The sequence below is a fragment of the Mycetocola sp. Y442 genome, assembly GCF_056898615.1.
In genome coordinates this window covers 252,296-265,455 of record NZ_JBXHBV010000002.1, presented here as the reverse complement: position 1 = coordinate 265,455, position 13,160 = coordinate 252,296, and the positions used below count along the sequence as shown (strand labels likewise).

Here is a 13,160-nt window from a genome sequence, read left to right as displayed (position 1 = left end):
CGGCGGTTATCCGAGCGCAACGCGCGCCTGGGCCTTGCCGAGGACAGTCTTGCCGTCGAAGCTCACCGTGAGGTCGACGCGCGCAATACCCGGCTCGATCGCACCGATCTTCGCGACCACAGTGACGAGGGCGCCATCCTGCGCGTCGACGATGACCGGCCGGGTGAATTTCACCGCGTAATCAACGACGCGAGCGGGGTCGCCAACCCAGTCGACAACCGGCTGAACGGCGAATCCCATGGTCAGCATGCCGTGGGCGAGAACACCGGGCAGTCCAACGGATGCCGCAACATCGTCGCGGTAGTGAATCGGGTTGAAATCTCCGGATGCTCCGGCGTACCGAACGAGCGAATCGCGCGTCAGCGGGAACTCGCGTTCGGCGATCACGTCACCGACGGTGAGCTGGTCAAGGGTCGGGGTACTCATTCGTCACCTCGCACAACAAGGGTGGATGTCGCCGTGACGACGTGGGCACCCGAGGCATCGACCATGGTGGACTCAGCGGTCACCATGGCGTGCGGGCCCAGGGTTTTGACGCTCGTCACCGCGAGGGTCGCCGTGAGCTCATCACCGGCGACAACGGGCCGGGAGAAGCTGAACCGCTGGTCGCCGTGGACGACCCGCGAGAAGTCGATGCCGGCATCCGGTTCGCTGAGCAGTTGAGCGAGTGTCTGCTCCTGCACAACGACGGGGAAGGTCGGCGGGGCAACGACGTCTGCGTGACCGGCTGCGCGCGCGGCATCCGTGTCGAAGTGGATCGGGTTCGTGGCGAACACGGCTTTCGCGAATTCGCGAATCTTCTCGAGCCCGACGAGATATGGCGGGGCCGGCGGGAACACGCGACCCTGAAGTTCGGGGTTTACTGGCACCCGCCCAGCCTACCCGGGCGCGGCTTCGTCCGGCGGCTCACGGCCATAACCTGCGGCCCCGCCGGGGTTCCGCAAGGGGTACCGGCCGTGAGGCGGAATTCGGCCCGGCGGGTCGGCAAAATCAACATCCGAAGAGCCAGGGCGCAGAAACAGAGGCCGCCGAGTCGGAGGTGGAACCGTTCCGCCCGATCTCGCTAGGTCCGGCTGCTGCCAAGGAAGCAGCCGAGCACGTCCCCGATTCCACCCGACGTCTTTCCGCCTCCTCCGAGGAGCCCGCCGAGCACCTCGTGGATCCCGGCGCCGCTTTCCTCGGACGGCTTGTTGCCGCCAAGCAGGCCACCGAGTACCCCACCGAGGCCGGTCGGTTCATCCTTCGGCTTCAGCTGGCGCGGCTGCATCGGCTCGATCGGCTGCACGGTCCGGGTCGTCTGTTTGCGGTCCGAGAACTGCTTCGCGACGTAGCTCAACACGATCGGTGCAAGTAGCGGCAGCAGCTGGCTGAAGACCGAACCGTCGGGCGCTCGAGACTGCCCCGTCCCCGCGGAGAGCGTCGCGACGACCTGGTCCCTGTGCTCGCCGAAGATGTGCCGGACGATTTTTTCCCCGTCCGCAGGGTCGACCTCCTCGAGGTTGACCGGTCCGTCGACGAGAGCGGGCGAATGATCGGAGATCGCTTTCTCGAGGGATGCCGCGCCCGCCGGATCCTCAGCGTTCGTCTCGAGGGCGCTCACCAGGGCGGGCAGAGCCTCTTCGACGGCTGCGGATGCCGTGGATTCGTCGACACCGAGCCGGTTGGCAACCTCGGCTATCGGGATTCTGCCGAGCAGGTCATCCAGTGATGGCATGGTTTCTCCCCCTGTTGCGCGCCGCCCCCATCGTACGACTGGCAAAAGGGTACAGAGGGGTCCCCGACCACGATAGGGACTTCCGTGTGAACGGAGAACTTTCACAGTTCTCCGTCCACACCCCCCGCCCGTTCCCCGAATTCTCAGGGACGCGCCTCTACTCTGGGGTGTGCTCGTGACGATTCCTCTCTCCCCGACTCCTCCGCCGTGCGTTCCGGACAACCGCGGCGCGGGACTGAGGCTCGTCCGATGACCGACGAGCTGCACCTGCCCGCCTCCGGGCCCGTCGCACACCGGAGAAAGCCACGAGCGGGCGTCGTCGCGCTTCGGTGGCTCGGGTTCAGCCTGGTGCTCACCCTCGTTGTCTCCGGCGGTTACGTGCTCTACAACTACCAGCGCTTCGTCACGGGAATCACGCACATCGATGCCATCCCGCAGTCGACGGGTGACGACGCAGACGACGTCGATGGAAAGAGCCAGAACATCCTTCTCGTTGGCGACGATCACCGGCCGGCCGGGGCGTCAGATGAAGACCTGGCCAAGCTCGGGACCGAACATGACGACGGTGGCGTAAACACCGACACGATGATCGTGATGCACATCCCGGCGGACGGGTCCAAGGTCACCCTGCTCTCGTTCCCCCGGGACTCATGGGTCGATATCCCCGGCCACGGCAAGAACAAGCTCAACGCCGCTTTCGGCCTGGGTGGGAACGAGGCGGCTGGCGCTCAATTACTCATCCAGACCATCCAGAACCTCTCGGGCCTCACCATCGACCACTTCGTCAGAGTCTCATTGCTCGGGTTTTACGAGGTGGTCGAGGCTCTCGGCCCGGTCGAGGTATGCCTGATCAACGCGGTCAAGGACCCCTACTCGACCGTCGATTTGCCCGCGGGCGTTTCGACACTCAACGCTCAACAGGCCCTGGCCTTCGTGCGGCAGCGCCACGGTTTGCCCAACGGCGACCTCGATCGTCAAGTTCGGCAGCAATACTTCCTGTCGGTGGAGGCGCGCAAGATGCTGTCGGCGGGTACCCTCCTCAACCCGGCCAAACTTCAGAAGGTACTCGACGCGGTGTCCTCGTCGATCGAAATGGATCCCGGCCTCAACCTGATCGATCTGGCCGCCCAGCTTCGCAACCTGAAACCGGACAATATCGAGTCCGCCACGATTCCCGTCCTTGGCATGCCGACGATCAAGGTTGGCCGACAGAAGCTGTCCGTCGTGGAGATCGACCACGCCGCGATGCCCGAATTCATCGCCGGAGTGACCGGAGTGCCGACCCCGTACGGTGCTGCGGTCGCCGCCGCGCCATCGGAAACAACGGTCAAAGTGGTCAATGGTGCTGGCATCTCCGGGGTCGCACAACGGAACACCGATGCCCTCGCGGCCGTCGGGTTCATCGTCACCGAGCCTGGTTCTGGCACGATAATTTCGAAGACGACGATCACGTATCCCGCGGGCCAGGAAGCGCAAGCCAAGGCGCTCTCGAGCTACTACCCGGGAGCGTCGGTCGTTCAGTCCGAATCCGCAACGGTCGTCACGCTCACCGTCGGTGCCGACAACCCGACGTTGACCGACCCGAACGCGCCAGTAGCTCCGCCAAGCGAGGCGCCCGTGGACCCGACGCCGACCCCCACCCCGACCAACTCTCCCCAGAGTTTCGGCGAAACCGCCTGCATCAACTAGCGGTTCGCGCCAGCTGGGGCGAGCACCGCGAACGACTAGCGCGAGCGAAGCACTTTCACCGTCATCTGTACGGCGATGGCAACGAGGAAGATCGCGAACAGCACGGATGAGAGCGCGGGCGAGATAACAGCGGCAACAGCGACCCCGGCGGCCGTGGTCGTGCAGGCGGCAACGCCGATCGCGGCGGCGGCCGGCAGATCGACGTTGCCCCGCCTGAAGTTCCCGATGGTGCCGAAGAGCGCCGTTGGAATGATCACGGCGAGCGACGTGCCCTTTGCGACGAGGTCACTCGCGCCGAAGAGAAGGATGAGCAGCGGCACAATCACGACGCCACCACCGATGCCGAGGAGACCGGAAAGCACGCCAGTGCCAAGGCCGAGTGCCACGAGCCCCGCCCCGCTGAGCACGGTGATCTCAACAAACGCATCACGCGACGGTGTGACGAGGAACAGTGTTGCGATCACGACGAGAAGAAACCCGATAAAGAGCCAGGTCACGACCCGCCGCGGAATACGGTTGAGCAGCCGGATGCCGATCTGTGCTCCGACGACACTGCCGACGATCAGGAGAAGCGCGGCGATCCAGTCGACGGAGCCGCTGAGTGCGTAGCTGAGCACACCAACGGATGCCATCGGCACGATCGCGGCGAGCGAAGTGCCCGCGGCGATGCGCTGGTCAAGCGCGAGCAGGAGCAGAAGAGCGGGAACAATCAGGATGCCGCCACCAACGCCGAAGAGGCCGGACAGGAACCCTGCGGCGAGGCCGATGAGGACAAGCCAGGCCCAGTGTCCTCGCGTTCGTGGCTGTCGCATCCGTCTCCCCTTCGCGGCCCAGACGGCCGAGAAAGAACCTACCAGCCGCCACACCGCCATCGACCTGGCAGGAAGGCCGTGTGAAAGCGCTGCGAGCTCGGGCTGCAGCGCACGCCCGGGGTCCCGGCTAGTGCCAGAATTGGAGGAGGCGCGCTTGGTGCGGGCCTCGAGGAGATTGAGGAACCGATGAAGGTCATTGCCGATATCGAAGTGTGTGTTGCCGCCGGAGTGTGCGCAGCCATCGCGCCCGACGTTTTCGACCAGGACGACGAGGTGGGCAAGGTTATTCTGCTGAACGCCAACCCGGGCGCCGATGAGCACGATGCCGTCCGTGACGCCGTCCTCAGCTGCCCGTCGGCAGCACTGAGGCTCGTCGAAGAGTCGTGAGCGACGCCCCTCCCTCTCATGTCGTCATCGTCGGGGCGTCGGCCGCCGGGCTGACCACTGCCGCAGCGCTCCGCCGAAACGGGTACGACCGCGAACTGACCCTCGTCGACAGTGAACGCCACACGCCGTACGACAGGCCGCCCCTCGCCAAACAGCTGCTCACCGGCGAGTGGGCGCCCGCACGCATCGCGCTGAAAACCGACGCCGACCTCGAGAGCCTGGGGGTGAGCATCCGTTCGGGTGTCACGGCGACGGCGCTCGAGGTTCAGCATTCGGTTGTGTCGTTGTCGGATGCCACGGACCTTGCGTTCGATCGCCTCGTCGTCGCGACCGGCGTGACACCACGGGTGCTGCCGGATTCGACGCACCTCGCGGGAGTTCATACCCTTCGAACCCTCGACGATGCGCTCGGGCTGAAGGAAGTACTCGTCGCCGGGCGGCACCTCGTGATCGTCGGCGGTGGTTTTCTCGGCACGGAGGTCGCGGCGGCTGCCGTCGGGCTCGGACTCGACGTCACCCTGGTGAACGCGCTGCCGACGCCGCTCGAACGCGGGCTTGGCCCTGCGATCGGTGCCGAGGTGGCCGCCCTGCATCGGCTTCACGGTGTCGAGCTGCGGACCGGAGCTGCGTCCGCGGTGCGCTCGCTGGTGTCAGCGGGCGGCCGGGTGACCGGCGTCGAGTTTGCCGACGGTTCCCGGCTGGGGGCGGATGTCGTTTTCGTCGCGATCGGGGCGACCCCGGCGATCGGCTGGTTGGCCGGCAGCGGGCTGCGGCTCGGCGACGGGGTCGAGTGCGCGCCTGACCTGTCTGCGGCGCCCGGCGTTTATGCCGCCGGCGATGTGGCGCGCTGGGACAACCCGGCGTTCAACCAGTCGATGCGGGTCGAACACCGCACGAACGCGACCGAGCAGGCCGTGCACGTCGCGGGTCGATTGCTCGACGGAGCCCCGGATGCCTTCGCCTCGGTGCCCTACTTCTGGACCGACCAGTACGACCTCAAGCTGCAGGTGCACGGGTGGATCAAGGGGTATGACGAGGTGCGGATCCTCGAGGGTTCGCTCGTCGAGCGCCGAATGATTGCCGTGTTCCGCCGGGGTGACCGGGTGGTCGGCGCACTCGGCGTCGGCGCCGCGAAGGCGCTGCGCCAGTGGCGGCAGCTCATCGTCGACCGCACAGCCTGGGCGGACGTCGTCGGGGGCTGAGGCTCCGCGGGCGGGTCGTGCGCGGGTCGCGTCAGGAGTTGCGGTACGACTCCGCCAGGCGACGGAAACCCTCGTCGAGCGACACAGCTGGCGTCCACTCGAGGTCGGCGCGCGTGCGGCGCTGGTCGAACCAGTGCGCCGTCGACAACTGTTCGGCCAGGAACCGCGTCATCGGCGGCTCGTCAACGCCGGGCTTCACGCGCCAGGCCCGCTCGATAAGCGACCCGGCACCACGGGCCAGGCCGGCGGGCACACTCCAGCGAGGTGCCGCGACTCCGGCCGCGCCACAGATTCCGGCGAGCAGCTCAGCTACCGGCCGCGGCTCCCCATTGGTGAGCACGTACGAATTGCCGTGAACGGCATCCACCCGCTCCAGCGCGGCAGCGATACCCGACGCCGCGTTGTCGATATAGATCGTGTCGATGAGCGCGGCACCGGCATCGAGCAACGGCAACCGCCCGGCCCGCGCACGCTCCACCACCCGCGCGACGAGTTGCGTGTCACCCGGACCCCAGACGAGGTGCGGCCGAACGGCAACGACCCGAAGCTCCGGCGAGTCAGCGGCAAGAGCGAGCAACTCGGCCTCCGCCTTGGTCCGCGCATAGTCGCCCCGAGCATGCGCCGGGTCGGCGGGCAGCGCGTCATCCCCGACGATCGACGTCCCGGCGTGAGCAACGGACGGCGACGACACGAACACGAACTTCCCGATACCCGACGCGGATGCCGCGGCCAGCAGGTTGCGTGTCCCGCCGACGTTGATGCGGTCGAAATCGGCCGGGTCTCCGGCGAGCGACACCTTCGCGGCCAGGTGGACTATCGCGTCCTGGTCCGCAACCGCGCGAGCGACAGCATCCGTTTCGGTGACCGAACCGAGCACATCGGTAACGCCATCGACGCCGGATGGGCGCCGCTGAAAGGTCGTCACCTCGTGACCGGCCGAGCGGATCTCGGCGGCAACTGCACGCCCGAGCAACCCGCTCGCACCGGTGACGAGGACTCTCACGGGTTCGTCATCCGTCCGCCGGCGAGGATGCCGCCGGCCCAGTCGGACAGGGCCGAACGGTTGATCTTGGAATTGTGACGGATGTCGGTTGGCAGCCGCGGCACCACGAGGGCAGCCGCAATCGGAACGTCGACCATGCCGCGGATGGCATCGGCAAGCGCAGGCGTCGCGAGGGACACACTCCGAGCCGGCGGCACGGTTTCAACGACGGCGACGACCTGGCGATTGCCGTCAGGGCCGACACCGACGACACCGGCGCGCGCGACCTCGTGCAGCCGCTCGATGGCCTGCTCGGGTCCGACGGGGGTCAGCACGCCGTCCGCCGTTGCGATGACGTGGGGCATCCGGCCCTCGACCCAGAGCCGGCCAGCGGTGTCGAGGTGGCCGACGTCGCCGGTACGGTGCCAGCGTTCGCCCGGCACTCCCCCGCGACGGCTGGCCCGGTGGGTCAGCCAGAGCCGGTCGTAGTGGTCTTCGACGTGCGGCGCAGAGACGATGATCTCGCCGGTGACGTTCGGCTCGTCGGTGAGGTCTTCGGTGGAGCGACCGGTCTCGTCGAGCGGCGCGATGCGCACGCGCGTGACGCCCGTTGGCCTGCCGACGCACACGCCACCAGCACCGGCTTCGGCTGCAGCCTCACGGATGCCGTCGAGCGTGATGTCGGTCATCAGCAGCCCCTCGGTCATGCCGTACGGCGTATGCGCTGTCGCGTTCGGCATGAGCGCCGAGATCGCGGCGAGCAGGGGTTCGGAAACGGGGGCACCGGCGGAGAGGAACCGTTCGACCCCGGCGAGCGCGTCGCGGTCGGCGTCCGTCAGTTCGCTTGCGGTGGCGACAACATTCGCGACCGCGGCCGGTGACAGGAATACGACTGTGGCGTCAACGGCGGCGACCGCTGCGGCGACGGCGGTCGCGGTGAGAGTTTTCGGCGAGGTCACGTCCATGTCTGGAGTGACCGACCGGGCGCCGAGCGCCGGGCCGAGCAGCGCGAACGGGGCGAAGCCGGCGACGAGGCCTGTTCCAACCCCGACGCCGTACTGAGCGGCGAGCGCGTCACGGACCGCGGACAGCTGGGCGTGGGTGTAGACGACGCCCTTCGCAGGCCCGGTCGAGCCTGAGGTGAACAGCACGGCAGCGGTGTCGGTCGGCGCAGGAGGCTCTGGCATGATCTCGTCCGAACCAAGCGAGATCAGGTCGGAGAGCGAGTACGACACGTCGAGCGCGCGGCGAACCGGCGCCGGGTAGGTCGCCGTCGAGATCTTCTGGCCGGGCCAGCCGAGCGCGCGCGCCGCAGCAAGACCGGTCGCCGCACCGATGATGTGGTCGGGGCACGCGCCGCGAACGGCTCGGGTCAGCCCCTTGAGACCGAGGCCAGCGTCAGCGACGACGACGATCGCGCCAATCCGCAGGCACGCGTACAGCACTGCGACGAGGTCGGCGCTCGGCGGAATCAGCAGCGACACCCGGTCGCCCTTGGTCACACCGATCGCGCTGAGTCCAGAGGCAATCTGGCGCACCCGGCGCGACAGCAGCTTCCAGCTGACGACGCGCGGCTCATCGCCCGTCGGCGGCACCATGTCCACCACGACCGTGTCGTCGCTGTCACGCAATTCGTCGAGGTAGTGCCAGAGCGGCTGGCGCTCGTCGTCGGCAGCGGCATCCGCTGCGGCGACAGAATCGGCACCGGCAGAGCGGATGCCGTCGGCCAGCCAGGTCAGGACGGCACCGGCGTAGTCCACGTCTTCCGCGACGAGGTGACCGGCACCTTCGAACCGGTGCACATCGGCGTGCGGCAGCCGGTCGATGAGGTCGTCGAGGTACTTGTCGCTGAAGATCGGGTCGCGCGGACCCCACAGCATGAGCGCAGGAACGGTGAGCTGGGCGACCCCCGAGGAGATCCGGGTGAGCTCAGCGAAGCTCTCGTGGTCGGCGTCGACGGGGATGTCGGCGACGAAACCGCCGATGCCGCCGCGCCTGGTCGCGTCGCTGTATGGCGCGCGGTAGCCGTCCTTAACTGCTTTCGGCAGCGGCGGGTGCGCGAGAGCAAGCGTCGTCTCGAGGAAGGCGGGCGTCGCCACCGTGGCGTTGCCGAGCAGCGCGGGCTGCAGCGCGAGTCGCAGCGGCGCGGGAATCGCATCGGCCTCCGGCTGGTGCACGGCCGTGTTGAGCAGCATCACACCGGCGAGCAGGTCGGGGTGATCGACAGCCCAGCCGAGCGACACGACACCGCCCCAGTCGTGTCCGAGGGTGAACACCGGTCCGTCTAGCTCGAGCGCGTCGGTGAGCGCACCGAGGTCCCGAACACGCTGCGCGAGCGGTCGACGCTCACCCGTGCGCTCGGAGAAGCCCATGTCCAGCTGGTCGACGGCGAGAACGCGCCACGCCTCGCCGCCGTTGGTAGCGGCATCCGTCGCCTGTGACACGAGACGGCGCCACAGGTACGACCAGGTCGGGTTGCCGTGAACGCAGAGAATGGTGCCGACCGGCGTCACACCGAGTTCGGCGAGGCGGCCGGCGTTGTCGAGAACGTGCCAGTCGTGACCAACGGATGCCGCGGCATCCGTCGTCGTCACAATCCGGGAGAAGGCGGGATCGAGCCCGTCGAGGCCGAGCGGGGGAAGGGTCGCGGGCGAGCGCAGCTCAGCCGCACGCGGCAGCCGGGGACTCACCAGGCGAGTTCCATCATCGCCGTGTTGAGGCCGGAACCAACGCCCATGAGCAGCACGCGGTCGCCGCTCTTGAGGCTGTCCGCCTGCGAGGCGAGCGTGATGGGGATGGACGCGGGGCCGACGTTGCCGAGGGTCGGGTAGGTCAGCGGCACCCGAGTGCGATCGATGCCGATCGCCTTGATGATGGCGTTGGTGTGCACGTCGGACACCTGGTGCATGATGTAGCGGTCCATCGAGGCCCAGCTCCAGTCGGTGCGGGCTTCTTTCCATGCAGAAGTGACGAGCTGCATGCCGCCCTTGAGCAGCGCCTTCGCGTCGGTGAACATGCCGTCGACGCTGCCGACGCAGAGTTCGTTGAACTGGGTGGCCGCACGAGTGACGCCGCCGAGGATGCGGTGCCCGTTCGGGTTGTCATCAGCGCGACCGAGAACAGCGGCTGCAGCGCCGGATCCGAGGGTGAGGCTCGCGAACTCGCTCATGAAGTCTGTGCGGCTGATGTCCGGGCGGTGAAGCCGCTCGATGGTGTTGTGCTGGATCTCGTCGGCATCCTCCCCGTCGATGATCACCGCGTATTCGATCTGACCGGCGTCGATGAGCTGCGACGCCAGGGTCATGCCGTTCACGAAACCGAGGCACGCGTTGGCGATGTCGAAGTTGATCGCCGACGACGGCAGGCCGAGCCCGTGGTGCATCTTGACCGCGACAGACGGTTCGAGGTGCTTGCGGGTCACCGAGGTGTTGATGAGAAGGCCGACCTTGTCGGGAGTGATACCGGCGGATGCCATGGCGCGATTGCCTGCATCGACCGCTGCGGTATCGAAGGTGACGCCTTCTTCCCAGTTGCGGCGCTCGTGAACGCCGGCGACGCGCTGCAGCAGACGCTGCGGCAAACGCAGCCGCTTGAGCACGGGTTTCAGGCGGGCGTCGATCTCCTCCGACGTTGTGACGCGAGAGGCGAGTGTGGACGAAACAGACAGCAACGAGACGTTGCGATGTGTGGTCGTTGCATTGCCGGCCAAAAAAGACTCCCTCTCGACCTCGGCGACGCCGAGTACCCATCGATTTTACGTTGCCACGGGCTGAACGTTTACCGGGGTTGCACTCCGTCGCCTTTGCATGCATGGTGCGACGGCCGGGATGACGGAAACAGGGCCCCGGAAACGGAGAAACCCCAAGGTGGCGAGACCTTGGGGTTCAGTGGGAAGAGGCCTTGAGGGGCCTTTCCCCGTAGCAGGAGCGGGATTCGAACCCGCGACCTCACGATTATGAGTCGTGCGCTCTCACCAACTGAGCTACCCTGCCGCGAAACTTCGCCCGGGCTTACCGAGAAAGTAACGAGCCCCGAGTCGGGTTTGAACCGACGACCTCTTCCTTACCAAGGAAGTGCTCTACCACTGAGCTACCGGAGCGTGGCCATACGAAATGGCACCAGTAGAGACTAGCATCCATCGCGGGGTGCTTCGAACCATACCGGGCGCTTGTGCTGGAACCGTAGCATGGCAGGAGGGAAGGACCCATGACCGAGATCTCACACGCACCGCCCATCGACCTGACTCTGTCGGGACGATACCGCCTGCTCGCGCTCATCGGCGCCGGCGGCATGGCCTCGGTGTACCGTGCCCGCGACGAGCCGCTGCAGCGCGACGTCGCCGTCAAACTTTTCTCGCCGGCATCCGCGTCGCCGGGCGACTTCCGCCGACAGCAGGGCGAGATGTCACTGCTCGCGAGCCTGACCCACCCCGGGCTCGTGACGCTGCTCGACGCCGGAACCGACGAGAGCGACCCGCTGCACCCCCGCTCCTACCTCGTGATGGAACTCATCCGCGGGTCAGACCTCCGCGAGGGTCTCGCGCACGGGGCGCTCAGCGCCGACGATACCCGGCACATCGGTGCCGACCTCGCCGACGCCCTGAATTACATCCACGACAGGGGCGTTGTGCACCGCGACGTGAAACCCGCGAACATCCTGCTCGCCCACACGGCGGGCAACGACACGCGCCCGCACCCGAAACTCAGTGACTTCGGCATCGCCCGCCTGGTGGATGGCACCCGCATCACGGCGACGCACTTCACGGTCGGCTCCGCGGGGTATCTCAGTCCCGAACAGGCCCGCGGAGAAGACGTCGGACCGGCGAGCGACGTGTACTCCCTCGGCCTGGTCCTCCTCGAGTGCGCGACCGGCCGGCGCGCATTCTCTGGATCAGGGCAGCACGCGGCGCTCGCTCCGCTGACGCGTGACCCCGAGCTGCCGGGCGACCTTGACCCGCTGCTCGCCGAGACGCTCACCGCCATGACTGCGCGGCTGCCCACGAACCGGCCGACCGCGCACGAGGTCGCGCTGGCGCTTCGCGGCATCCGGCGGCTCGGCGCTTACCGGTCGGCCGCAGACCCCGACGAGGCGACCGCCGCGATGGCTGTGGTCGACACCGGCTCCCCCACCGCGGCGACCGTGGTCGACACCGGCTCCCCTACCGCGCTGACCGTGGTCGACACCGGCTCCCCCACCGCGCTGACCGTGGTCGACACTGGCTCCCCTACCGCGTTGACCGTGGTCGACACCGGCTCCCCCACCGCGCTGTTGGGTGCCACGTCGGAGGCCAGCACGGCGCGGACCGCACTCCTCACACCCGGCACACCCGGCACGTCGCGAGAGTCGGTAACGGATGCCGTGACGGCGGCGTCGGTGCCCGCACGGCCACGCCGGCGCATCAGGTTGACGGCGACCCTCGCGGCAGCGGCAGCAGCCGTCGTCATCGCGATCGCCGTCGCCCTGGGGGTCTCCCTGAGCGGCACCACAGAACCTGCGCCCGTCGACTACCCGGCGGTGCCGGGCGAGATCGGCGAGCACCTCGACGAGCTGCAGAAGAGCGTGACACCATGAGCGCCCGTTTCATTGCCGGTCCCCCCTCCCGTGTGGCGCCGCTCATGCTCGCGTCCGTTCTGGGCGTCGCCGCGCTGACGGGGTGCCAGTCGAGCGCGCCGGACCTGGACACCGACGCGGCGACGCGCTTCCAGGCGACAGTGCTCACGGTCACGCAGGCGGTGGCCGACGGTGAACTGCAGCTCGCGCGTGACACGCTCACGACGTTCGACACCGAACTCGAGGAGGCAGCCGCCGACGGCTCCGTCTCATTCGCTCGGCACAAGCGCATCGATGCCGCACTCGCCGCAGTGCTCGCCGATGTCGACGCCGCACTGGCAGCACAGGCCCCGGCGCCCGTCGAACCGGAGCCGCAGCCGACAACGACCGTCACGCCCGTGAGTCCCACGACGCCGGTCACCGACGAGGAAAACGAAGACGAACCCGATGAGTCCGAGCCCGATGAGTCCGAGCCGGACGAGTCGGAACCAAACGGGCCCGGCAACGGCAACGGCAACGGGAACGGCAACGGGAACGGGAACGGGAACAACGAGAAGGGGCCCAAGGCATCCAAAGCCCCCAAGGAGCCGAAAGCCCCGAAGGTCAAACCGGGCGAGTAGGCCCGTCCGCGAGTTGCGCGGCGAGCATGTCCGCTCCGAGCGCTTCCCCCGCGAGCACGTCCCCTCGCCGGGTTTGCACAGCGAGCACGTCCGCTCCGAGCGCTGCATATCCATGCTCGCGCTGCAGAAGCTTCTGCAGCGTGGGCATGGATGTGTAGCGGTGGGCGCGAGGCAGGCCGGCTGCGGCGCGCCCGAGGCAGCCGG

13 protein-coding genes and 2 tRNA genes are annotated in these 13,160 nt (G+C 67.8%); 5 read left to right on the top strand and 10 right to left on the bottom strand.

What is annotated here, in order from left to right:
* Positions 1 to 6: 6 nt before the first annotated feature.
* The 3 genes from AC1X6S_RS07980 to AC1X6S_RS07970 all read right to left on the bottom strand — a co-directional run bounded on the left by AC1X6S_RS07980 (position 7) and on the right by AC1X6S_RS07970 (position 1,714).
* Entirely contained in the window at positions 7 to 426 is a 420-nt protein-coding gene (locus AC1X6S_RS07980; protein WP_483405225.1) for a MaoC family dehydratase, read from the bottom strand.
* Entirely contained in the window at positions 423 to 869 is a 447-nt protein-coding gene (locus AC1X6S_RS07975) for an FAS1-like dehydratase domain-containing protein (RefSeq protein WP_483405224.1), read from the bottom strand. The genes AC1X6S_RS07980 and AC1X6S_RS07975 overlap by 4 nt, the downstream gene beginning before the upstream one ends.
* 194 nt (positions 870 to 1,063) lie before the next feature.
* Positions 1,064 to 1,714, bottom strand: coding sequence for a DUF937 domain-containing protein (locus AC1X6S_RS07970; RefSeq protein ID WP_483405223.1), 651 nt, complete (start codon positions 1,712 to 1,714; stop codon positions 1,064 to 1,066).
* Between the two features lie 249 nt (positions 1,715 to 1,963).
* Between AC1X6S_RS07970 and AC1X6S_RS07965 the strand changes: the two genes are divergently transcribed.
* On the top strand, positions 1,964 to 3,403 hold the full coding sequence (locus tag AC1X6S_RS07965; protein WP_483405222.1) for an LCP family protein: 1,440 nt from the start codon (positions 1,964 to 1,966) through the stop codon (positions 3,401 to 3,403).
* Between the two features lie 35 nt (positions 3,404 to 3,438).
* Here the strand turns inward: AC1X6S_RS07965 and AC1X6S_RS07960 are convergent, their stop codons facing one another.
* Positions 3,439 to 4,275, bottom strand: a complete 837-nt coding sequence (locus AC1X6S_RS07960) for a sulfite exporter TauE/SafE family protein (protein ID WP_483405221.1) — start codon at positions 4,273 to 4,275, stop codon at positions 3,439 to 3,441.
* A gap of 126 nt (positions 4,276 to 4,401) precedes the next feature.
* Between AC1X6S_RS07960 and AC1X6S_RS07955 the strand changes: the two genes are divergently transcribed.
* Both AC1X6S_RS07955 and AC1X6S_RS07950 read left to right on the top strand, forming a co-directional pair.
* On the top strand, positions 4,402 to 4,602 hold the full coding sequence (locus tag AC1X6S_RS07955) for a ferredoxin (RefSeq protein ID WP_483405220.1): 201 nt from the start codon (positions 4,402 to 4,404) through the stop codon (positions 4,600 to 4,602).
* Complete coding sequence (locus AC1X6S_RS07950; protein ID WP_483405219.1) at positions 4,599 to 5,804, top strand: NAD(P)/FAD-dependent oxidoreductase; 1,206 nt, start codon at positions 4,599 to 4,601, stop codon at positions 5,802 to 5,804. The genes AC1X6S_RS07955 and AC1X6S_RS07950 overlap by 4 nt, the downstream gene beginning before the upstream one ends.
* A gap of 31 nt (positions 5,805 to 5,835) precedes the next feature.
* Here the strand turns inward: AC1X6S_RS07950 and AC1X6S_RS07945 are convergent, their stop codons facing one another.
* The 5 genes from AC1X6S_RS07945 to AC1X6S_RS07925 all read right to left on the bottom strand — a co-directional run bounded on the left by AC1X6S_RS07945 (position 5,836) and on the right by AC1X6S_RS07925 (position 10,885).
* Positions 5,836 to 6,807 carry an NAD-dependent epimerase/dehydratase family protein gene (locus AC1X6S_RS07945; RefSeq protein WP_483405218.1) on the bottom strand — a complete coding sequence of 324 codons (972 nt, stop codon included), beginning with the start codon at positions 6,805 to 6,807 and terminating at the stop codon, positions 5,836 to 5,838.
* Positions 6,804 to 9,476: an alpha/beta fold hydrolase gene (locus AC1X6S_RS07940; protein ID WP_483405217.1), complete on the bottom strand. Its 2,673-nt coding sequence runs from the start codon at positions 9,474 to 9,476 to the stop codon at positions 6,804 to 6,806. The genes AC1X6S_RS07945 and AC1X6S_RS07940 overlap by 4 nt, the downstream gene beginning before the upstream one ends.
* Positions 9,473 to 10,495 carry a 3-oxoacyl-ACP synthase III gene (locus AC1X6S_RS07935; protein ID WP_483405216.1) on the bottom strand — a complete coding sequence of 341 codons (1,023 nt, stop codon included), beginning with the start codon at positions 10,493 to 10,495 and terminating at the stop codon, positions 9,473 to 9,475. The genes AC1X6S_RS07940 and AC1X6S_RS07935 overlap by 4 nt, the downstream gene beginning before the upstream one ends.
* Before the next feature lie 209 nt (positions 10,496 to 10,704).
* Positions 10,705 to 10,778, bottom strand: a tRNA-Met gene (locus tag AC1X6S_RS07930).
* Between the two features lie 35 nt (positions 10,779 to 10,813).
* Positions 10,814 to 10,885, bottom strand: a tRNA-Thr gene (locus AC1X6S_RS07925).
* A gap of 107 nt (positions 10,886 to 10,992) precedes the next feature.
* Between AC1X6S_RS07925 and AC1X6S_RS07920 the strand changes: the two genes are divergently transcribed.
* Both AC1X6S_RS07920 and AC1X6S_RS07915 read left to right on the top strand, forming a co-directional pair.
* A complete protein-coding gene (locus AC1X6S_RS07920; RefSeq protein WP_483405215.1) occupies positions 10,993 to 12,357 on the top strand; it encodes a serine/threonine-protein kinase in 1,365 nt (454 codons plus the stop codon).
* Complete coding sequence (locus AC1X6S_RS07915; RefSeq protein WP_483405214.1) at positions 12,354 to 12,956, top strand: hypothetical protein; 603 nt, start codon at positions 12,354 to 12,356, stop codon at positions 12,954 to 12,956. The genes AC1X6S_RS07920 and AC1X6S_RS07915 overlap by 4 nt, the downstream gene beginning before the upstream one ends.
* Here the strand turns inward: AC1X6S_RS07915 and AC1X6S_RS07910 are convergent.
* A complete protein-coding gene (locus tag AC1X6S_RS07910; RefSeq protein ID WP_483405213.1) occupies positions 12,940 to 13,104 on the bottom strand; it encodes a hypothetical protein in 165 nt (54 codons plus the stop codon). The genes AC1X6S_RS07915 and AC1X6S_RS07910 overlap by 17 nt on opposite strands.
* Positions 13,105 to 13,160 lie beyond the last annotated feature (56 nt).

What these genes read in the sequence shown, in the direction of transcription:
- AC1X6S_RS07980 (WP_483405225.1), bottom strand. Translation starts at nt 426, where the DNA reads ATGAGTACCCCGACCCTTGACCAGCTCACCGTCGGTGACGTGATCGCC.
- AC1X6S_RS07970 (WP_483405223.1), bottom strand. Translation starts at nt 1,714, where the DNA reads ATGCCATCACTGGATGACCTGCTCGGCAGAATCCCGATAGCCGAGGTT.
- AC1X6S_RS07965 (WP_483405222.1), top strand. Translation starts at nt 1,964, where the DNA reads ATGACCGACGAGCTGCACCTGCCCGCCTCCGGGCCCGTCGCACACCGG.
- AC1X6S_RS07960 (WP_483405221.1), bottom strand. Translation starts at nt 4,275, where the DNA reads ATGGCGGTGTGGCGGCTGGTAGGTTCTTTCTCGGCCGTCTGGGCCGCG.
- AC1X6S_RS07955 (WP_483405220.1), top strand. Translation starts at nt 4,402, where the DNA reads ATGAAGGTCATTGCCGATATCGAAGTGTGTGTTGCCGCCGGAGTGTGC.
- AC1X6S_RS07920 (WP_483405215.1), top strand. Translation starts at nt 10,993, where the DNA reads ATGACCGAGATCTCACACGCACCGCCCATCGACCTGACTCTGTCGGGA.
- AC1X6S_RS07915 (WP_483405214.1), top strand. Translation starts at nt 12,354, where the DNA reads ATGAGCGCCCGTTTCATTGCCGGTCCCCCCTCCCGTGTGGCGCCGCTC.
- AC1X6S_RS07910 (WP_483405213.1), bottom strand. Translation starts at nt 13,104, where the DNA reads ATGCCCACGCTGCAGAAGCTTCTGCAGCGCGAGCATGGATATGCAGCG.